This is a genomic window from Sodalis sp. RH16, assembly GCF_047324245.1.
GTDB classification, from domain to species: domain Bacteria; phylum Pseudomonadota; class Gammaproteobacteria; order Enterobacterales; family Enterobacteriaceae; genus Acerihabitans; species Acerihabitans ligni.
In genome coordinates, this window is record NZ_CP178737.1 from 681065 (window position 1) to 700631 (window position 19567).

The 19567-nt window shown below is 52.8% G+C and carries 20 protein-coding genes and 3 pseudogenes; 4 read left to right on the top strand and 19 right to left on the bottom strand.

The window, feature by feature from the left end; genetic code table 11:
* The first annotated feature begins 38 nt into the window (after nt 1-38).
* Nucleotides 39-320 (top strand): hypothetical protein, encoded by a 282-nt coding sequence (locus ACL2XJ_RS03125; RefSeq protein ID WP_187514486.1) that lies wholly within the window; start codon nt 39-41, stop codon nt 318-320.
* 43 nt (nt 321-363) lie between these two features.
* Here the strand turns inward: ACL2XJ_RS03125 and ACL2XJ_RS03130 are convergent, their stop codons facing one another.
* From ACL2XJ_RS03130 to ACL2XJ_RS03160, 7 genes and pseudogenes are all read right to left on the bottom strand, one after another.
* A complete protein-coding gene (locus ACL2XJ_RS03130; protein WP_187514487.1) occupies nt 364-1890 on the bottom strand; it encodes a conjugal transfer protein TraG N-terminal domain-containing protein in 1527 nt (508 codons plus the stop codon).
* Nucleotides 1891-1899: 9 nt separating this feature from the next.
* Nucleotides 1900-2247, bottom strand: a complete 348-nt coding sequence (locus ACL2XJ_RS03135; RefSeq protein ID WP_187514488.1) for a hypothetical protein — start codon at nt 2245-2247, stop codon at nt 1900-1902.
* Nucleotides 2247-3611: an integrating conjugative element protein gene (locus ACL2XJ_RS03140; RefSeq protein WP_187514551.1), complete on the bottom strand. Its 1365-nt coding sequence runs from the start codon at nt 3609-3611 to the stop codon at nt 2247-2249. Before ACL2XJ_RS03140 ends, ACL2XJ_RS03135 begins: the two co-directional genes overlap by 1 nt.
* Before the next feature lie 61 nt (nt 3612-3672).
* Nucleotides 3673-4647: a TIGR03756 family integrating conjugative element protein gene (locus ACL2XJ_RS03145; protein ID WP_187514489.1), complete on the bottom strand. Its 975-nt coding sequence runs from the start codon at nt 4645-4647 to the stop codon at nt 3673-3675.
* Complete coding sequence (locus ACL2XJ_RS03150) at nt 4644-5048, bottom strand: TIGR03757 family integrating conjugative element protein (protein WP_187514490.1); 405 nt, start codon at nt 5046-5048, stop codon at nt 4644-4646. Before ACL2XJ_RS03150 ends, ACL2XJ_RS03145 begins: the two co-directional genes overlap by 4 nt.
* An 89-nt stretch (nt 5049-5137) precedes the next feature.
* Entirely contained in the window at nt 5138-5305 is a 168-nt protein-coding gene (locus ACL2XJ_RS03155) for a hypothetical protein (protein WP_187514491.1), read from the bottom strand.
* A 97-nt stretch (nt 5306-5402) separates the two neighbouring features.
* Nucleotides 5403-5982: pseudogene (locus ACL2XJ_RS03160) on the bottom strand (transposase); the annotation flags it as partial.
* 46 nt (nt 5983-6028) lie between these two features.
* Between ACL2XJ_RS03160 and ACL2XJ_RS03165 the strand changes: the two are divergent.
* A pseudogene (locus tag ACL2XJ_RS03165) lies at nt 6029-6274 on the top strand (transposase); the annotation flags it as partial.
* Nucleotides 6275-6389: 115 nt separating this feature from the next.
* Here ACL2XJ_RS03165 and ACL2XJ_RS03170 read toward each other — a convergent pair.
* Nucleotides 6390-6722: pseudogene (locus ACL2XJ_RS03170) on the bottom strand (metalloregulator ArsR/SmtB family transcription factor).
* A 244-nt stretch (nt 6723-6966) separates the two neighbouring features.
* On the opposite strand from ACL2XJ_RS03170, the gene ACL2XJ_RS03175 reads away from it, so the two are divergent.
* A complete protein-coding gene (locus tag ACL2XJ_RS03175) occupies nt 6967-7464 on the top strand; it encodes a GNAT family N-acetyltransferase (protein WP_187514493.1) in 498 nt (165 codons plus the stop codon).
* A gap of 39 nt (nt 7465-7503) precedes the next feature.
* On the opposite strand, the gene ACL2XJ_RS03180 is transcribed toward ACL2XJ_RS03175, so the two are convergent.
* The 7 genes from ACL2XJ_RS03180 to arsL are packed head-to-tail and all read right to left on the bottom strand — an operon-like array spanning nt 7504 to nt 14021.
* A complete protein-coding gene (locus tag ACL2XJ_RS03180) occupies nt 7504-8166 on the bottom strand; it encodes an aquaporin (RefSeq protein WP_187514494.1) in 663 nt (220 codons plus the stop codon).
* A 3-nt stretch (nt 8167-8169) separates the two neighbouring features.
* A complete protein-coding gene (locus ACL2XJ_RS03185) occupies nt 8170-9267 on the bottom strand; it encodes a GTP-binding protein (RefSeq protein WP_413725601.1) in 1098 nt (365 codons plus the stop codon).
* Nucleotides 9268-9277: 10 nt separating this feature from the next.
* Nucleotides 9278-10069: a putative arsinothricin biosynthesis methyltransferase ArsM gene (gene arsM / locus ACL2XJ_RS03190; RefSeq protein ID WP_187514496.1), complete on the bottom strand. Its 792-nt coding sequence runs from the start codon at nt 10067-10069 to the stop codon at nt 9278-9280.
* A complete protein-coding gene (locus ACL2XJ_RS03195) occupies nt 10056-11276 on the bottom strand; it encodes an MFS transporter (RefSeq protein WP_187514497.1) in 1221 nt (406 codons plus the stop codon). Before ACL2XJ_RS03195 ends, arsM begins: the two co-directional genes overlap by 14 nt.
* Nucleotides 11245-12450: an ATP-grasp domain-containing protein gene (locus tag ACL2XJ_RS03200; RefSeq protein ID WP_187514498.1), complete on the bottom strand. Its 1206-nt coding sequence runs from the start codon at nt 12448-12450 to the stop codon at nt 11245-11247. The genes ACL2XJ_RS03195 and ACL2XJ_RS03200 overlap by 32 nt, the downstream gene beginning before the upstream one ends.
* Before the next feature lie 10 nt (nt 12451-12460).
* Nucleotides 12461-12736, bottom strand: coding sequence for a hypothetical protein (locus ACL2XJ_RS03205; protein WP_187514499.1), 276 nt, complete (start codon nt 12734-12736; stop codon nt 12461-12463).
* Nucleotides 12737-12749: 13 nt separating this feature from the next.
* On the bottom strand, nt 12750-14021 hold the full coding sequence (gene arsL, locus ACL2XJ_RS03210) for an arsinothricin biosynthesis radical SAM protein ArsL (RefSeq protein ID WP_187514500.1): 1272 nt from the start codon (nt 14019-14021) through the stop codon (nt 12750-12752).
* Between the two features lie 460 nt (nt 14022-14481).
* Between arsL and ACL2XJ_RS03215 the strand changes: the two genes are divergently transcribed.
* Nucleotides 14482-14802 (top strand): metalloregulator ArsR/SmtB family transcription factor, encoded by a 321-nt coding sequence (locus ACL2XJ_RS03215; protein ID WP_187514501.1) that lies wholly within the window; start codon nt 14482-14484, stop codon nt 14800-14802.
* Between the two features lie 747 nt (nt 14803-15549).
* On the opposite strand, the gene ACL2XJ_RS03220 is transcribed toward ACL2XJ_RS03215, so the two are convergent.
* Genes ACL2XJ_RS03220 through ACL2XJ_RS03235 form a run of 4 tightly spaced genes read right to left on the bottom strand, consistent with a single transcriptional unit; the run spans nt 15550 to nt 19562 of the window.
* The gene (locus tag ACL2XJ_RS03220; protein ID WP_187514502.1) at nt 15550-15948 is read right to left on the bottom strand and encodes a hypothetical protein; all 399 of its coding nucleotides are present in this window, start codon (nt 15946-15948) and stop codon (nt 15550-15552) included.
* Nucleotides 15945-18764, bottom strand: coding sequence for a conjugative transfer ATPase (locus ACL2XJ_RS03225; RefSeq protein WP_187514503.1), 2820 nt, complete (start codon nt 18762-18764; stop codon nt 15945-15947). The genes ACL2XJ_RS03220 and ACL2XJ_RS03225 overlap by 4 nt, the downstream gene beginning before the upstream one ends.
* A complete protein-coding gene (locus ACL2XJ_RS03230) occupies nt 18764-19171 on the bottom strand; it encodes a TIGR03751 family conjugal transfer lipoprotein (protein ID WP_187514504.1) in 408 nt (135 codons plus the stop codon). Before ACL2XJ_RS03230 ends, ACL2XJ_RS03225 begins: the two co-directional genes overlap by 1 nt.
* 4 nt (nt 19172-19175) lie before the next feature.
* The gene (locus tag ACL2XJ_RS03235; RefSeq protein WP_187514505.1) at nt 19176-19562 is read right to left on the bottom strand and encodes a hypothetical protein; all 387 of its coding nucleotides are present in this window, start codon (nt 19560-19562) and stop codon (nt 19176-19178) included.
* Nucleotides 19563-19567: the final 5 nt, after the last annotated feature.

Consider the following 19567-nt stretch of genomic DNA (forward strand, 5'->3'; position numbering starts at 1 on the left):
TTTGAATATGCGTGATTTATAACCAGAGCATAAAGAGCATGAATTCGAAAGGTTTTGATCCGAAAGACTTGCAAGAAATTTGCACCAGGAAGCGGGCAAAATTCACAATGAAGAAATCTGATTACAAAGAATTAGGTCGCAATCTGCTTTTAGGTTCTGTTGATGTAGTCATTGGAAGTGTAATGGCTGCGGCCGTAGTCGTAAGTGTTATACCAACCAGAAATTCAAATATTGATGATGGTTTGCCGAATAGCGATGGTTGGCAGAATGGTTCTCAAGGTTACGGATATTATGAAAATGGAGTGAAACTCTATGATTGAAGAGCCAAAATTTCTTGCTGGCTCTTCAACATAAAATTAATAACTACCCCCCTTTTTTAACCGCAGTTTTAGCAGCATCTACAGCAAGTTTCCCCCCTTCGCTTCCTGCCTGTTGTGGCATTTTAGACCCAGCACTTACAGCTGAATCAACTACACTACCAATCTTCGCTCCAGCCCAGCCAAGGGTGCCGACCCAAAATGCTGGAAATACAACGTACATGCTCCCCAACACAAGGTTCATGATCCAACCATCAGCGGTTGAGCTGGTAAATTCTGCAAAAGGCACACTGCTGTTCGAAATGCCCTGCGCGGACATGCTGTCATACAAAATGGTAATCATCCTGTCATCGAGCCAGCCCGCCAGTTCCCACCAAAATGTAATGAATATCAGTGCAAACAGCGCAAACGAAATGGTCACTACCGTCTTAGGTTCATAGGCGCTGAACATCATCAGCACCGGAATGACAATTATAATCATCATCTCCAACAGAGCTTGTATCATTGGCAATGCCTGCTTTAGTGCATCAAACCCCGGCAACGCTTCCGCCTGCTTAATTCCCACACCAATTGTCGACACGAGGCGGGTCACGTTAAATGCCAGGCCTGAACCCACATCACTGCTGCCAGTAGCATAAGTCTCACCGCTGCCTGAAAGCCCAACGTTGCGCGGACTCACCAGCCAGCGCAGTGCCATCTCCTCCCACTGATCCTTGCTAAATTTCCGCTGTAGCTCTGCCTTAGTCGACTCATCCATATTGGCCAGCACCCGGGCCTTCAGGCCATTAGTGCCGTCAGACCACCACTGTTTACAGGTAGGATATCCACCTTTTCCCACATCCGGATAGCCGCTGTCCCGGGCATTGTCATACGGCCACTGGCTGCGCGGGCTGGTCGATGTGTAATAATCATAGTAACCACTGGTATTGAGAAAGTAGCTGCTGCCTATCCACCCTACTGAATTGATTGTTGCGTCACTCAGCTGGCTGTTGCTGTTTTTAAGCTTGAAGTAAGAACGGGAATAGCACTGATCTGCAAAATCCTGCACTTCCTGCAGCACTATAGGGTCGCGAATTTTGGTGTTTTGCACGTCAAAGCGCATCTGGCGGAGCTGGTCTCCGCAGGGGATCGAGGCAATCATCGCCTGGGTGATGCCCTTGGATATCATATGCAAGAGATACCACCAGACCGGGACTTCTGCCGTCTTGCCGTCAAAGTCGTTAACCAGCCCCTTGTAACCGGAGTTCTGGGGCGTAGATACGCTTACGCCGCACTGTTTCGCCCGTGAAGTGTCGAATTTAATGGTGCTGATATCGACCGGCAACAGCGGAATGCAACAGAACAGCATCACGCAAAATGATACGTAGAGCGCGTGCTCAACCCGCGGCAGTGCAAGAACACCTTTATTCCCCTCATCGGCGCCTTCTTCTCGCACCTTCAACCAGATACCCAGGACCTTGAAAACCAGAGGCAGCGCGAAAAGTCCCGTACTAATAAGGATGTTCCACAGGGCGTTATTCAGCATCCAGCCGAACAACACCAGGAAGTACTCCAGAAAACTGTTGGCCGTCATGACGCCTCCTTATGCCAGTACGGAACGCCAGGCGGCGAATTCGATAACGATAATAAAACCTGCCGCCATCCACTCAAGGCGATGAAGTGATTGACCCGGAGATTTCTTCACAACCTGCGGTCGCACAACATAAAACCAGGCCCAGCAAAGCCCGGTATAAATTGTCAGCCGCCAAACAAACAGTCCGTACCGGCTTGCACTCAGCCAGTCGCGCACCTTATGCCCATCCGGATCGGCTTCAAACAACACTGAGGCAATGAAGAAAAGCCCCACAGTCAGCGCGAGGATAACCAGAAAAGTCAGCACGAAACGGCGCGTACGGCCAAAACGACGCTGAGGGGAGACGGGTATCGTCATTATTGTGCTCCTGATTTCTGGCTCATGTTATTGAATCCCTGATCCTGACTTCCGCTGTGCTGCTGCAGGCGGCTGTCCTGATTGCGTACCCCTTGACGTTCCAGGGTTGTGAGCAGACTGTTATTGCTGATGGACTTTCTCAATGCCATTTCGTTACTCAGCGCGGCCAGCTCCCGGTCGAGCGCATCAACGCGACGGTCCCCCTCAGCCAGCGCTTCCGGCTGGTCGGCCGCATTGGGTTCAGACTGGCCGGTAGTCAGCATGCGTCGCATGGTCAACGCCTGTTCCACTGTGTCAGACATGGCCAGTTCGCCGGCGAGGCGCTGTACCAGCGCCGCGTTGTCCGGGTCGTCTTTCAGGGACTGAATAACCCCGCGCGTTACCACCAGACTACCCGTTTTAAGCTTGGCCAGATTATCCGCCGTCGGCGCATCTGAGCCGCCAACGAGTTTCGTCAGTTCATCCAGGTTCTCTTTGGTCGTATCCTCAAGTATTGGTGCAAACCCCGTGCCGGCAACCGTGCTGCCGGCTGCATTCTCGCCCCCACCGCTGTTGCATACACTGGCATCGCGGCAGGTGCGGATAGAACGATCTCCCAGTACTTTTACGACCGCTGCTGCGGCAGCTTCTGAATTCGGATAACGCTGGCAAACCGAGCCGTTACAGCTTGAAGCGCCTACGTTGTTGTTGCTGGTCACAGGCAGGTTGTTCATCATGTTGTAACCGGCTTTAGCCAGGTCATGCGTCGGTTTAATGGCTGGCTGCCCTTTACCGCCGCGTTTCTGTCCCCCGATCCATGTCGCACCGTCCTCACCCGTCGCCTTCTGCAGTTTCTGGTCGCTGCTGACGGCATCACCGTCGCTGGAGGCGACAATATCCTTGTACTCCTCGGTGACGGCCGCCTGCGTCCACTTGTTCCCCATCGTATAATCGGCCATTTTATTGGCCATGTTCTGGCAGTTGAGTTTGGCCTTGTCAAAACTCAGTCCGGCCTGCAACACGCCGTTGGTCAGCATTTCGTACAGCCCGGGATTGGCGCGCTGGATAATCATCGCCGGCATACTGGAGACCGCACCGGTCGCCCCCTGAATCACGGTGCCCATCAGATCCTTAAAGCCGCTGGTCACACCGTTAAGCTGATTACCTACCGTCGTTTTCAGGTCAAAATTTCCGCACATCAGGTCGCTGCTCATGCCAGCGTTCATGCCCAGACGCGTCATGCTGTTTCGGGAAGCGGGTGGCGAGATGACCGAGCCTCCGCCAATGGAATAAAACAGGCCGTCACTGATGGCTCCGTTGGCAGAAGCGCCGCTGGGAGAGGTAGTGACCTCGGCGTATGCATTGGGTGTGCCGCCGGCTAACATCACCAGCAACGTCAACGGGAGAGCGAGAGGGACATTTTTTAGCATTGTCATAGTGTGAGTCTCACGAAAAATCAGTGCTGGAAAGGAAGGTCTGACCGCGGCGTTTACAGCAGCTGTAAGGTTGCCAGAGTGCCCAGGCATAATTACCGTCCTGAGAAACCGTCGCGCCAGTGTCGGGGAAGACCGCACAGGTGGTCGAGAGCGTCGGAGAAAGACGTTGCCACTTATGGTTTTGGGTACCGGTATTCTCTTTCACCGGTGCAGGTGGCCAGTAGCCAGGGGATTTCTGGCCTACCAGCGGCTGGTAGACGTGCAACTGGCCGGTCCGGGTGATGACATCGGCCACGCGCTGGGCGACGACGGCTGCGGACTTATACCCGTCTTCCTGGGTGACAAAACCGCTGCGCGGATAGATGTTTCCCCACATATTGGCACCTGCCTGACTGCCCAGCTCACGTTGTCCGGGAATAAGGGCTTCCGGGTACAGGCCTTCCGGCAGGCCGCTTCGCCAGACCAGCGCATCGAGCGAACTGACAAAATAAGGAACAAAAGGCGTGGCGGCGGACTTGCAGGAGTACCCGGCTATTTGTCCCCCGATAAGCGTGGTGGCCGGATGGCCATAGGCATCGGCATAATGAAAATGTAGATTTTGTTTACGTAGCCCGGGAGCCTTCATTTCTTGTTGTCCCCCGCCCGCGCTGACGCCGCTCAGAGAACCGATGACGCCGCTTTCTCCGCTGCCGGCCGCACCGCTGACAGCGGATATTTCCGTCCAGGGATTATCGCCGGGGCCGGAATAGGCTGACACCACAGCTTCCGGGATGAAATGTTCAACCTTCACGGACGTTTTGACAGAACAGCCAAAAGGCGTACAGAGGAGCCAGTAGCAGATCCCCTTCACCTTCCAGCCGATACAGGAGACGCTGGCTGCACTGGAAATCAGGCTGGCGGTGTTGACGCTGGCCGCACACAGCCCACTGCCGGTCAACAACGTGGCCAGCAGCAGCCGGCGGGAACGGGGTGAGGAAAATATCATTGGTTTTCCCCTCGCCAGTCCGCCAAATGGTGCATGGCCACACTGACGTCCGTAGTACCGTAAACCACCCATTTATCGTCAAACACGACCGCAGGGTATTTGGTCAGCCCCAGTGACCAGGCTTTCATCACCCCCTGATAGGCGCTGGTCAATTGCTGTTGTTGCGATGAGAACGCAGGTGAGTTGAGAACATCCCGGGCCTGTTTTTCAGCCAGGGCGGGATTTGCGGGGAGGATGCCAAAGATATCCGTTTGAACATGCTCGGGCGCATCGAGGTACACCACAGGAATATCTGGAGAGGGGGAACTAACGGGGTTCGAACTGTCAGTATAAATGACGGTGCCGGCGCAGGCACTGGCAGACAGGCACAGTGCCGACAAACAGCTGATGAGTTTTTTCATGGAGAACACTCCTTAAGCGGATAACCCGCCTAAGGTGCGTCGATACGCTGTTCACGTCAGTAAACAACTCAATATCTGACTACGAAAATTTATCCGGTCTGCTCGTCAGCCTCCTGCTCTGCACGCCACTTCAGGTATTTCAATTCCGCATGAAAATATCCCGTAAAACCCACTGCGGCGGCATTCCGCTCAATTACCCAGCGTGTTTCCCCCTGCCGCAGGTATGGCTTCCAGTCCGGGGAGATTGCGCTTTGCATTTTCGCCTCCCAGTCTGCATGAGATGGCGGAAAATAATAAAGGTAATCTGTAACATGAGCTAACGTGTATTAGCTCAGACTTAATCTGACAGTCTGGTTTGAGGCATTGCTGTAGTTCTTTTTTAATGTTCCCCGGTTTTGTATAAAAAGCGTTTTATAAATCGTTTCGTGTGACACATGCATTTCCTGATTATCCGGATAACAACGTTTCAGCCAACCAGCAATTTGTTCCGGCGACCAGTCCTGATGCATCTTCTCTGCAATGATTTTACACAATGTGGGGCTTTCAATTAGCTTGCAAAGTTTTGGTCTCAGAACACTTTCCCACGCAGCAGTATCCGCTTTTGCTGCACGGTATTATTTTGCCCCCATGCATCTTGATCTCGCGGCTAACTGTTGAGAGGACTCTTGATAATTTGTCAGTGATGTCCCTGATGCTACGTTTTGCTACCAGTCCTCTGGATATCTCCTCTCTTTCATCAAGCGAAAGAGCTAACCGGTGCCGCTTTCGGACAAGGGGGGCAGTATCCACCAGTCTGGCGGATACTGGGCATGATGGAAGAATGGTATCTGTCGAACATTCTGGCGATATCATGCAAGGAATCACCTTGTTTATATCTGTCCCAGATAATGGCTTTCTGTTCTGGCGTGTAGTGAATCCGCGTTCTTCGTTTCATGGCAACACCCCCTTGATTAAGGATGACGTTGCATCGACCCGTTGAACTCACACGTGAAAGCGGAACATTGAAAGGTAAACGAACGATCTGGGATGGACGTTCGGCGGTTCGAACTGCGTTATACATGGCAATATTATCGGCAGCACGAAGCAACGTGCGGATAAAAGCCTTTTATGATCAGTTGGTAGCCCAGAGGAAAGTGAAAAAGGTCGCATTAACAGCCTGCATGAGAAAGCTAATCACGATCCTGAATGCGATGCTCCGAGATAACAGTGAATGGGTGATAAACTGACCAGCACTCATTGACTTTAAATACAACTGCTCCTTTGAAATACAATAACCGGTTAAAAACGATGTCATGCAATAGCTATAACATTCGATAAAACGAATATGTAAGCGCAAGATTTTTAGACACAGATAGGGTTGCCGTTGGTGGTTGCGTTATCCCGTTCAGCCTGACGGGTCAGTTGCAGAAGCGCATCCCGCTGACAAGGGTAAGCCTACTCAATAAAGGCTGCCGCCCAGGCCGGCATATGCGGGGAAAGGCGATAATGGATCCACTTCCCCTAGCACCGGTCATGCAGGATGCCCCTTTCTTTCAGCAGGGCAAGATGACGGAACATTTTTAGCTGGGATTTCTGCAGGATAGCGGAGAGCTCACAAACGCAAAGTTCGCCTTTTTCACACAGCAGGAGGATCAGAGCCAGACGGGTTTCCTCAGCAAGAGCCTGGAAAAACATAAGGGGGTAGCAGTGACATATTAACTCCTGTTCAGTCAGAAGATGGTCTGAGGGTAAAGAAAAAGATTAGCAATTATATGTATGGATAAATGCATATGAATCGGCCAAAGTAGAGGTGCGGTTCACGTAATACGACAGGGTGGCAGCACTGCCCGGGTACGCTGCCCGGTTCGCCTCCCAAAATCCGTGGCAGGCGCCATTTCTGTCGGCTACTTAATATAACCTTAGATACGGAACAGTTAAGATGGCAAAAGTCAGCATAAGAAAGATGAACGATGAAGACTGGAATCCAGTCAGGGAGATTTATCAGGAGGGGATTGCTACCGGCAATGCCACCTTCCAGATGGTACCACCGGAATGGCAGGAATGGGACAGCGGTCATATCAGGGAATGCCGTTATGTTGCCTGTGTTGAGAACAGTGTGGCGGGATGGGCTGCATTATCTCTCTATTCCCGCCGGAATGCATACCGCGGCGTTGCTGAGCTGAGCATTTATGTCGGTTCCGGCTATCAGGGTTGCGGAGTGGGCAAAGCGCTGCTCTCGGAGCTCATCAGAGGATCAGAAAAGGCCGGGTTCTGGACCATATTGGCCGGCATATTTCCGGAAAATAAGGCAAGCATTTCCCTGCATCTCGGCCTGGGATTCAGGGAGGTTGGCTGCAGGGAAAAGGTTGGGGAAATGAATGGCGTATGGCGCGATGTTCTGATTTTTGAACGCAGAAGTCGTGCGGTCTGTTACTGAACAAGCCTCCGCTGAGCGGAGGCATCCAGGGTATTAACATTATTCTACGGAGATGGCCTTGGGATTCTGCATTATGAACTGACTGCAGAAGACGGCTGCCAGACCGCCGCACAGCGGAGCGCACCAGTACAGCCACTGGTTATCCCAGTACCCCATGGCGAAAGCCGGGCCGAAACTTCTGGCGGGATTCATGCTAGCACCGGTTAGAGGGCCGCCGATAAAGGCATCCAGAAAGACCGCAATGCTGATGATGGCGGCATTCCGTGTTGTCAGGATGCTCATGATTAAAAAAAACGTCATGATCCCCTCAATGAAGAACGCGTTATATAGGGATACGTCCATATGAACCCGGGTTACGCCTGCCAGCAGCGCATGACCAAACACGGCCTTCAGGCACAAGGCTGCAGCACTTGCGCCCAGCAGTTGAGCCAGGACGTAGCTCATTGCCGAGCGCAGAGAGCAGGCCCTGATTAGATAAAAAATCATGGTGACCACTGGATTCAGGTGTGCCCCGCTGCTGGCCGAGAACAAATTTATGCAAAAGTAAACGGCCAGACCAAAACTGAGCGCTATACCGAAATTGCCAATTACCTCGCTGATTTCATTGACAGAAATGGAACCGACACCAATCATAACCAGCATGAATGTACCGAGACATTCCGAAAGCACATCACGGGATTTACAATTGCATAAAGTCTTCATGGGTCAGTCCTGAAGGATGCGGTGAACGGGTGTCGGCATACCGGGACTGAACGCATTATGTTCCCGGAAGATGACCTGCGATTCTGTCAGTGAGGCCGTATGTTTGACCGCCGCCTCCACGATCGCATAAATTTCAGCCGGCTGCCCTTCAGCGCGGGCATTGATGAGTGCAACACAGGCTTCTGCCGGATCGCAGCAACGCTCATCAAACTGGATTTCTTTATGTATGTCGACCAGGCTTGCTTTTGTGAGTGTCACGCCGTTACCCAGTGCTATTTTAATATGACCAATCACCCGGTTACTGAGTGAGGGGGCAGATCTCAGATTCTCAAGACAGGTCCGGATCCAGACATCAGGCGCAATAAGCCGGTCATTGGCCGTCAGGTCCAGGCTTATATCCACCCACGCCATATCGGCTTCAGCGGCCCCGTAGGTTTCATAATCAATCTCCAGAGGCGTGAGGGTATCTGCAGACAGCTGAGGCGTGAAGATGAGCGCATCGGCAAATTCAGCGATGCCGTCACCGGTCTGCGAGGAATATGTTATAACCGGCTTGGCCGGATATTGCTGATGCAACGCCGCAATAAACGCTGCCCGGTCGTCGTCAGGAATACTGTCTGACTTGGAGAGGCCAATTATCTGCGCATCTTCTATCTGCTTTGTAAAAAGGTAGTTCAGACGGGTTCCAAGCAGGCGCTGCATATCAGCGTAGCGGTTGCCGTCCAGCACCACCGGAAAAGGCAGCACTTCCAACTGAGCGCCGTAGTACTTTTTAAGCGGCCTGATGACCGTTGAAACCAGATCCGTACAGCTGCCCACGGCTTCTGCAATAATGACGTCCGGTTGTTTTTCTGCAATCAGGCCCTGTACCGCTTCTATCAGATCTTCAAATCGGCAGCAAAAACACCCGTTCCCGACCTGCCTGGTCACTATGCCCTTACCTTCACCCATTTCGGTATCAATCAGCAGGCTTCCCTGGTCATTGGCAATGTATACTGCGGACAGTCCTTTTCTTTCAACATGTGAAATCAGCCTAAGGGCCGTCGTGGTCTTTCCGGCCCCCAGAAATCCACTCAGCAGTAATATTTTTACTTTTTTCATTGTGGCCACCTTATTTTTTGAGACTGCTCACAAGGTAATAACCCAGTTTGTGTTCAATAAATGATGAAGCCTCCGGCTCTTTTTCCTGCAGCTCAAAATACTGCTTTTTATATTCTTCGCTGTTTTCAAGCATCTGGGCGTAACGCAGGTTTTTATCATCCGTATGGTTTTCCACCACGAAAGAGGTAAATTCATTCTGCTCAAGAGAGGTGAGGTTTTCACTCAGTAGCAGGCTGCCTGCGCGGCATCCGCTCATAAGGTTGATGTTTTCACGGATGTTTTGCGGAACGGTTTCGTACGCAACAAAGTCCGTGTAAATGAAAATGCCGCCTGGTGACAGGACGCGATGAATCTCCTGCAGAACCTTATTCCTGTCCGGCACCAGGTTGAGGACACATTCGCTGTAAATGAAATCAAAAGCGTTATCCATGAAGGGGAGATCCTGAGCATCTGCAACGAAAAATGCCATTTTCTCCGTGAAGGGGGCGTCCGTTTCAGCTTTTCTCTGACGGGCCAGCTTGATCATATTGTCGCTAAAGTCGATGCCGATTATTTTCTCCGGCTGATGCAGAACTGGCGCGGCGTCGAAAAGAGTGGTCCCCATCCCGCAGCCGATATCCAGGATGGTTGATGGCTGCCGGGCCGCAATGTAGCGGAGGATGCTTTCCGTGGGGGCGCCGGGAGAAAACTTATCCGTTCCCTGAGAATATCCCGATCCCCCGAGGGCAGCCTGATTGTAAAACTCCCTGATGGGATTCAGCGCCGGCGCTTTTGCCGGGGCACAGCAGTTAGTGGTGGTCATGATGAGAGCCTCTGGTTACGCAAACAAATACAGCGCCTGTGAGCAGCCACAGGGCGGCGGTGACATAAAAGATGGAGTTATAAGACACGCGATCGACGAGAAATGCGTTCAGCATCGGGCCGATCACCATACCAAAACTGCTGGCAGAACCCAGGAAACCCATGATCCTGCCCATACCGTTCTTCTTACCGGTTTCCACAGACAAAGCCGACACGCCAGCCATGCACAGCGCCACACTGACGGCAGTCGTGCAGACAAAGAAGCAGAGCCCAGCCCAAGCCGCGTATCCGCTAATCACCGGGGTGAGCAGAAGACTTGCCGACATGCTGACGACCGAGATAAGGATACAAGTTTGCCTGGAGTGCCGATCGACGAGTCGCCCGAAGGGGATCTGAAGCCCAGCCATGATGAGGCTGTTTACGGCAATAAGGGTTCCCAGAACGGAGGGAGACAGATTCATCTTCAGCGCATACAGAGGGAAGAAGGAAATGATGAAAATATCAAAGACGGCAATGACGGTATTGAACAGTGCCAGCACAATGACGCCGCGGGTCAGGGTGACGCTTGTCTGCCGTGCACTGTCCGGTGTCGCTCTGCTCTGTGACGTATTCTGCGTCGGGTGCTCGTGTGGCAGCAGGATCACAACCAGCAGGGAGATAAGTGAGAGAAAGAAAAGACACGAAAAGGCTGTACGAAAGCCCCAGTACTGGGCTATGAAACCGCCCGCTACCGGACCGAACGCGCCGGCGGACAGGATAACCGTATTGAGTATGCCGATGTAATATCCTTCCCTTCCCCTGAGGCTGATATTACCCATGTAAGCCATGGCCATGGGCAACATCATGGCGGAGGCGATACCGTGCAACAGGCGGGCGCCGAGAAGGGTAACGGCATCACCGGCAAAAAAATAGGTTAGCGAGACAAAGGGATAGACCACAAGAGAGACGATAAGCGTCGTTCTCGCCCCGTATTTTTCTGAGAAAAACCCTACGGGCGTGCCGATTATCAGCCTGACAATGTAAAAGCCGCTGAAAAGGAAGCCGATCGCATAGGTTGATATACCCATGGTGCCGGCATACGGAGCCAGCAACGGGGCAATAATCCCGGTTCCGCTGACAAGCAGAAAAACAGCTGTGCAGAGGAGCAGTTGCATCCTGCGATTATCGCGGGTGGATTCACTGACAGCATTCAACGGTGAAGTATTCATCTGACTCGGTAATCCTTTCAAGCGGATCTAAAGAGGATGCACTGGAGATAATGTACGAACCCAGTCGGGTGTAGTTGCTGGTCGTCCGGGTGACGAAAGAACCCGCCGGAAAAGCCCGCTGCACCGGATAAGGGCAGGACTTATAACGGACATACCCGTCTTCAGCGGCAAACAGAAAGATACTCATGGCCGATGCCGGGCTTTCTGTGACACAGCCCAGTGCGGTAAGAACGTCATCCACGGAATGCCCCAGCGACAGAAGCAGCGCGGCCTCGAACAAATCCAGCCCGGTGGTGAGCCGGACGAGATCGGCAATATTGTCTCCTCCGATCCGGCCGTTAATTTCTATCAGGCCGGGCACACCTTCGTGCAGCTTGATTTCGGTATGCGTAACGGCATGCCGGATGTCCAGCTGTTTGTGAAGGGAAGAAACAAAAGATTTTATGGCGTTCCGCTCTTCCGGACTTATGCGTGCCGGTACCAGGTGAGCTTTTTCAACACTGCCCTGAGTAAACTTTTCAGTAACGGCAATAACGCGCGTGGATGACATGTCAGATAATGCTTCCACGCTGAACTCCCGGCCCTCCAGATACCGTTCAATCAGCGTCCGGCCTCCCATCGCCTGAAGGACATGGTTCTTTTTCAGATTACCGATGATGCTGACCGCGTCCCAGAGCTCCTCTGTGTTCCGGCAGATGTAGACGTGGTTACTGCCGGCATCATTTTCCGGTTTGGCCACTACCGGAAAATCCATACCTTCGGTGTCACTGAGCAGCGCGCGAATGTTTTCATTCACAACGTAAGGCACGGTGTCGAGCGGCGTTCCCCGGAGCGCGTTTCTGACGCTGGATTTGTTTCTGCAGATGGCCGCCGCCTGTTCAGACAGAAAGCAGGTACCCGCCAGGGTTGCGATTTTCGCTGCCAGCTCGGTACGGTACTCATTCAGCGTAAGAACAGAAACCAGGTGCATGCCGTCCTGCAGGAGAGCAGCTATCTGATTGGTAATACCGTCACTGTCATTGAGGTCTGCCTCAATGGCTCTGTCCACAAAGCAGAGTTCTTTCAGGGATATACGGGTATTGATCAGCAGCACCCTGTAACCGTGCTTTCTGATGATGCGCGTTTCCTGCTCAGGGTCTCTGCTTCCAATAAGAACAACATAACCGTGTTCCATTCTCACCCCCTTATGAACAGCACGAAGAAGAACCCGAAGGCTTCTCATTCTTGACGGTTTCACTGTAGATATACGAAAGCTTTACGCTGGCGATAATGGCAAAGACGGCATCAATGTTATCCTGCCCGCCTCCGGCGTTTTTATATTCAAGCATCAGTGCTTTTGCCTCTTCCGGTTTGTCCATTGCCAGCAGCACGGCCATTTTGATCAGGCCCAGCGTGCCAGCTTCCAGAGTGGATTTTTCCTGCGCAAAGGCAGTCAGCTTTGAAAATTCATTAATAAACATGTTGATTATCCTGTCAGCATTTGAGACAGCAGCGCTTGAACACGCCTTCTTCAGCCGGGGTGACACTTGCAGCGTAAAGCTCATCAACCCACGGATCGTTGTGGGACCAGTCATAGTGGAAATCGTATTCAGTGAGGCTGACATTTTTTATGTCATCCGAAAGAAGCAGGGGCGAGCCTTTATAGAGCGACAGGCGGGTTTCAAACTGAATGGGGTCAATATCGTCACGCAGGTTGACGCCGTCTATCCACTCCTGGAAATGCTCCATGTCCCTGAGTCCCGCCCAAGGGTTATACATAATGAATGTGGGGTTCAGCATGATGCCGGAGCTCTTCATTATGCGGATGGCCTTCTCCGTATCACGGACGGTGACCTGCTTGTTGAATATCCTCAGGACATTGTCGCTGGGGAACTCCAGCGCGGAAGTAATAATCCTTACGTTCAGATCCCTCAGAAGCGCCATGCGACTTTCATTTTCAATAATGTGATCCACCCGGGTCGTAATATCGAATGTCAGTTCAGGGTGGATTTTGTGAAGATCGGTGAGAATTTCTATTCCGTAATGCCGGGTACTGAACCAGTCTGCATCAATAAAGGTCAGGTGCGTCATGCCTCCGTCGACCATGTTTTTGACATCGTCGATGATAATGTCAGCGGGAATTTTTATCACCCGACCGTCATAAGCGGCGTAGACCGAGCAGTACAGGCATTTATGCTTACATCCCCTTGCCAGTTCTGTTGACCCGACAGTAACATCTTTTCCGAGCAGCTTGTTTAGCTGCTTATTGGGATATTTATCCAGTGAAGGGAGGATTTTCCGGTTGGGCACACTGAAACCTTTTTTGGAAAAAAAGGGCGCCGGTTCAGTGAGATCGCCTTGATTCATAACGCCGGGCAATGATATGCGGGCGCCGGTAAAAAGGGCGTTAATCAGGGATTTCATGGTTAACTCCCAGTCGCCGAGGATACAGAAATCCGCTCCTTTCTCTGTCAGTCGGGTCGCATGAATGGTGGCATGCTGGCCATAGAAACACACTTTTGTGGCCGGATTCAGGCGTTTTATGGTTGCGAGCAACTCAACCCCCGGCATCACCGCATCGAACAGCGGCAGTGAAATAAAAATGAGATCCCGCCCTCTGATTTTTGATTCATCCGGCCCGTGTACGTAGGTATCCAGGACGTCAATGTTAGTGACAGCGGCTTCCCCTGCCAGCGCCTGGTAGGCCGTAGAGATGGTTATCGGCTGGTAGCCGCCTTCAAAGATGGAAACAAGCAATACATTCATCCGTTCACCTGCGCGAAGTTATATAACATATGGCGAATGTTTTATGTGTTAGCGGATGATAACCCGCTGGATAGTTTCGACTTACTTATACCACCCCGCGCAAATTATTGTCAAAGAACGTAATGTATTGTATATATAATTGATTTTAAATAACATTAAATCTTGGTGAATACAGATGACTGAGAAATAGCATAAATCCGGCTAATAATTTTGTCTTTCCGCACAGAGCATCATGCTAATTAATTTATTCTGCACCAGAATAAATGTTTTCAGTTCGTTCAGCCGCCTTGCCTAAAAACTGGACTTCGGGTGAATGACAGTCAGTTTTATGGTATTTTTTCCATTGCCTGAACTCAGAATTTCAATTCCGGAAAGGACTTATCCCGGGCGGTTTGATGTCTGGCGACAGAAGGCATGATATGTTTTAATTTTTATCAAATCTGACTACCGGCCTGACAATATGATCCCACCATCTGCCTTTTACCGGCTGCTTTCAGACGAGAGTCGCCTGAATATCCTTCTCCTCCTGAGGGAGTCCGGTGAGCTGTGCGTATGCCACATCTGCGCGTCGCTGGATAGCTCCCAGCCGGCAATATCCCGTAATCTCGCCATGCTGAAAGGCGCCGGCGTTCTGACCGACCGCCGCAACGGAAAATGGGTTTACTACCGGCTCTGTGAGTCATTACCGGTGTGGATGCACGATATTCTTGAAATAACGCAACGACAAAACCAGCACATATCCGGCCAGGTACGGCAGGACCTGCCGGTTCATTCGAATTAACCCTGACGGCAAACGGTATGCTGGCGGCTGTCGGGGCGGGGGTGAGCTGTTCCCTGCCCGTAAACTGCTTAACAGCAGAATACATGAAACGCATGCAGTGGGGCCTGTAAGCTTCAGTCTGGTATGTTTTTACAGAGATGCTGGCTGTATAGCCTGATGCAAACAAGCAGTGTGCTTGTGCTGCCTGAGGCTGCAGTTGTTAAGAATGATTACGGCTGGTTGATTTTTTTGGGATGCCATCGTAATGATCCCCATGATCACCGCGACAGACTTTATTGGAAGGGAAACTCGCAGTTATCCGGCTGATGGGATGTCAGGGCACATAAATCATCTGTGCCCTGAGTTTGTTATTTTTCTTTAGGTTTACAGGGTTTAACCCTCGGATTATTAACGGGATTTTTTTATTATCCCGCTGGCACTGATCGGGCTTTCCTGTCGAATCAGCAATTCGTTTAGGACCTGGTTTTAGACCAATAATATTCATCCTACAGACGTTAAAAAAAATCCCTGAGTGGATATATTAGAAGCTGCAAAAATAATCAAGTAAGGTAACTGCTCCCATATTATTAAGTGACAAATGCGTGAGCAATGTCCGTAACTGGCACAGACCTGCCTGTCAGATTAGCTTTGGCTTGTGCCGTAGTTGTGTCAGGTCAAGTCTGAGCTAATATAGCTAACGCGCCTGCGGCTTGTTCAACTGGCGTCGTCTGCACAAAAGATTTGAGCAGCCGTCGCCAGTTTCCCTATTTATCCTTCTTTGATCGTCAACACATCCAGTGATTTCAGCAACCACATCATGTCAGTGGCATCCGCAACATTGATATACCATCTGGCTCCCCGTACATACTCATTATCATCTGGCCAGACAGTGCTACCCGTAATGGTGATCAATAAATCCAGAGTGGCCCCTGCCTTATCTTTCAGGTGTACGGAGACACAGTTGAGCGAGCCCACCCGGTGCGGCCGCATCGAGAGAAAGGCCGTAGACTGCAGGCGCTTTCGGATATGGTCGCAGAGCGTCATAAGCTGACCATGATCAGTAACACCGATACGGGCCTCTCCCTGCGGTGGCACATCAAACATGACGGCCAGACTCACTTCATTATCATTGACTACGGCAGGTGGTAACATTCCCAGTCGTCTCATACCGCCCTCGCTTCAGTGAGTATTCCCCGGGCCTTATCGAGCTTTCGGGCAACGTGGAACGCCGCTTCCAGTTCACTACAGTGGTATTCATTCATCAGTGCGCGCCGCTCCGCTTTTTCTTCTTTCTCTGTCATCCCGAGTGCCAGGTACAGGCTGGGCGGCACCGCCCGGAACAGTGCCTCTACCCTTTTGGCCAGGACCACACCTTCGGTATAGCAACGCGGGAGTTTGGTCGCCGACAACAGCATGGCTTTTTGCTCCACCGTGAGCTTTTTAAAGCGTGAAATTTGCTCCACTTCATCCGGCGGCATGGTCAGACACAGCCACCATTCAGCCATGTTGAGCATTTTTTCCGCCGTGTCCGGGTAGTCCGCGAGGTTCTGGGTGGCCAGCCACAGCCAGGCACCGAGCTTACGCCACATTTTCACCACCTTGGTCATGTAAGGCGACAGCAGAGGGTTTGTGGTCACGATATGGGCCTCATCAATCACCATATTGATTTCGCGGTCAAGATACTGATCACGTTCGGCAATGTTGTTCACCGTATTGACCAGGGCAATGACCGCCACCGCCATCTGCGCTTCATAACCTTCCCTGGCAAGCGTTCCCAAATCAATCAGTGTGACGTCCGCCTCCGGCCACGGCGTACCTGGCCGGTTAAACAGCTCTCCCTCAAAGCCTTCAGTGAACATCCGCAGTGCTTCTGACATTTCTTCGGCACGTGCCCGCCGGCTGGCCGTTCTGCGTTCGCGGCCGTCGGCATCTTTTGAGTTATCGCGTGCAATATTTTCCAGCGCATGCATCAGATCCTCAGGCAACATTTGCCGGTTCTCATTAAAGGATGTGCGCGCCGCCGCGAGGATAGCTTCACGCAACATCCCGCGATCGGCCCGCGTCATGCGGGCCTCCTCGGCCGCCTCCCCGCCGGTTACCATCAGACGCGCCGCAATTTCCATTTCCCCCAGGATGTCACGTTTTTCATCGTCTTCCTCATCGCCCGTGCCGGCATCAAGCTCTGGCAGGGCTGACTCATCAATGACCAGCTCATCGGGTGAGGCCTGGAGCAACAGATGGGCATCGGCGAAGGGGGCCAGCGAGACACCTTTCCCCGGCTTCACACTGATTTTATTGACGGTCAGCCCCAGCGACTCACAATAATCTGCAAACAACCCAAACGAGTTTCCCGCCTCCAGCAGGAATAACCGGGAACGGTGTACCGCCATCAGCTGAGACAGCGAAGCACAAAGCGTGGCCGATTTACCTGAGCCGGTTGGACCGAACAGCAACAGGTGCGCGTTCTGCGTGCGGTCATCTTTGTTCATCGGATCGAAGGTCAGCGGAGCGCCGCCGCGGTTGAAGAAGGAAAACCCCGGATTACCGGTGCCGGTATCGCGGCCAAAAACCGGCAACAGGCAGGCAAAATGCTGCACAAACGTCAGCCGGCTGTACCAATGGTTTTTATCCACCGACGGGTTAAAGCACATCGGCATGGCACGCAGATATCCGTTCAGCGGAGCCACATCGTGCTCAGGATTTACCGGCTGCAGCCCGGCATTGAGCAGTTTGGCACTGATATCGAGATAACGCTTATCGAGGCTGTTAAGGTCGGGCGCGCGCAGAAGAAACGTCAGCGCAGACCGGTACAGTTTATGCTGGTCGCCCAGGTATTCACGTGCTTTTTTTGCATCTTCACGGGCGCGGGTGGATTCAATATTTTCCCCCATAGCGTTACGGCCAAGGCGGCTGAACTCTTCTTCCAGCACGTCCTGAGGCTGTACAATCAGCGTCATAGCGATCATGGTACCCTCCGGCATCAGGTCCATCAGGGTATTGATGTTCTCCCCCCGCCGCACTTCGCCGGTCAGATGGCCCGTTTGCGGCGCGCGGCGTAAACGCTCAACCGGCACGGCCTTATGAGCGACGTTATCAAACCACCACACGCCCCGCTCGGCATCGCTGCGCGGGCGCGTAAACCACAGGGTTTCGCTGAAATCATTCAGAATAGGCAGGCTGTCCGGTTCACCGTCGTCGTGCCGTGCGGCGCGGTAGAGCACCTCGGGCGCCACCCACTGTGGACTCGGATTAAACCAGCGCAGCAGCCAGCTGTGGATCTGCTCCCCGTTTTGTCGCTCACAGCGAATGCCGGCACCGGCCAGCGCCGAGGTCAGCCGGTCACACACCTGATTAAGCAGGACGGCCGGCGGCAGCGGATCACGGGCATTCTTCTCGACATATCGATAAATAACCATGCGCGTGCGGCGGGTCTGACCACGCCAGGGCGCGCCGGTGACAATCTTGTCCTCAAAAAGCCCCTTTTCTACTGAAATACTTTGCATATGTCGTTCAGTTTCGGCCAGCCAGGCGCGGGTAAACGGCGTCCCCTGTGCCCAGGGTTTGACATAGCCCCGCAGCTTATCCATATAGGCCGTCACGTCAGTTTCATCCTGACAGTAAAACTGCACCACCCACTGATTCCCGTCGAGCTCCGGGAGGCTGTCCTGCAGCGCATCCTCCACTACGTCGCGGATTTCTTCCAGACGTTCGGCCGGACGCCCCTCCGTGCCCACCGGGATCACCTCAAACACGGCGCCGACGGACACGCCGTCATCGAGAAGCAGGCAGCGCCCCTCCGGGAGATATTCGCCCCAGGGCATATAATCAATAATCGACGGCTGTAGGCCATAGGCTCTGGCCTCATCGCTGTGGGTGAACCGCCCCTCACGGCTGAACGGCTCATGCCCCTCAACCGCGAAGGGTCCGTTGCCACTAAGCTGTACGTCTGAGGTATCGGGTTGACGACGAAACAGTGAAAACATTACAACTCTCCCGTGCGTTCGCCCGGCAGGGCATATTGGATCTGGCTGTAGAACGGAAACACCGTGCTGTATCCCGGCACCGGCGCATTGCCATCGGCGATGTGCGGGTACACGTACATCACCATGTCCGGATTGGGCAGGCGTGGAAACGTCTGCTGTATTTCATTTTCCTGCGTTCGGCTGTAACTTTCAGCCACCTGCGTTGACGCGGTGCGTTCGCGATCGTTGAGCGTTCGGCGAAGTGTAGTGCGTCCTTCCCCGGTCGCGTGCGTCGTTGATGCACCATCATTCCACAACTCCAGCATGGTACTGTCACCCGGGGGTAACATCGTATCTTTGCTGGTACTGCAGCCGCTCAGCAGCATAAGTACCCCTGCATACATCAGAAATGTTCTTCTCTTTTTCATCCGCCTACCCGCCTTTCTTGTAGAGTTCATCCGCTGAAGCAAAGTCCTGAAAACAACGCAGTAAAAATCTGTCCAGCGCCTCTCGCTGACGCTCTCCTGTGACACGCGGGATCCGTAATGCCGCAGCGGGCAGCCAAAGCTGCGCCGCCGCAGGCGTCGGGTCATTGACCAGCGCGACCATCCAGCTGAGTGAATTCTTTTTGCGGGGGGCGACCGGCCCCGGTCCACGACAGCACCACCACATCGGTTGCAGCACGCCAGAAAACAGCAGTGCACTCACCTCCTTCGCACCAAAGCCTGGCATCGCCGGGGCGTGGCAGACAGACTGCCAGGGCGTGACCTGATGCGTGATGAGCGAGAGAAACAACGCCTGTGCTGAGTCTGAAACCATCCCGA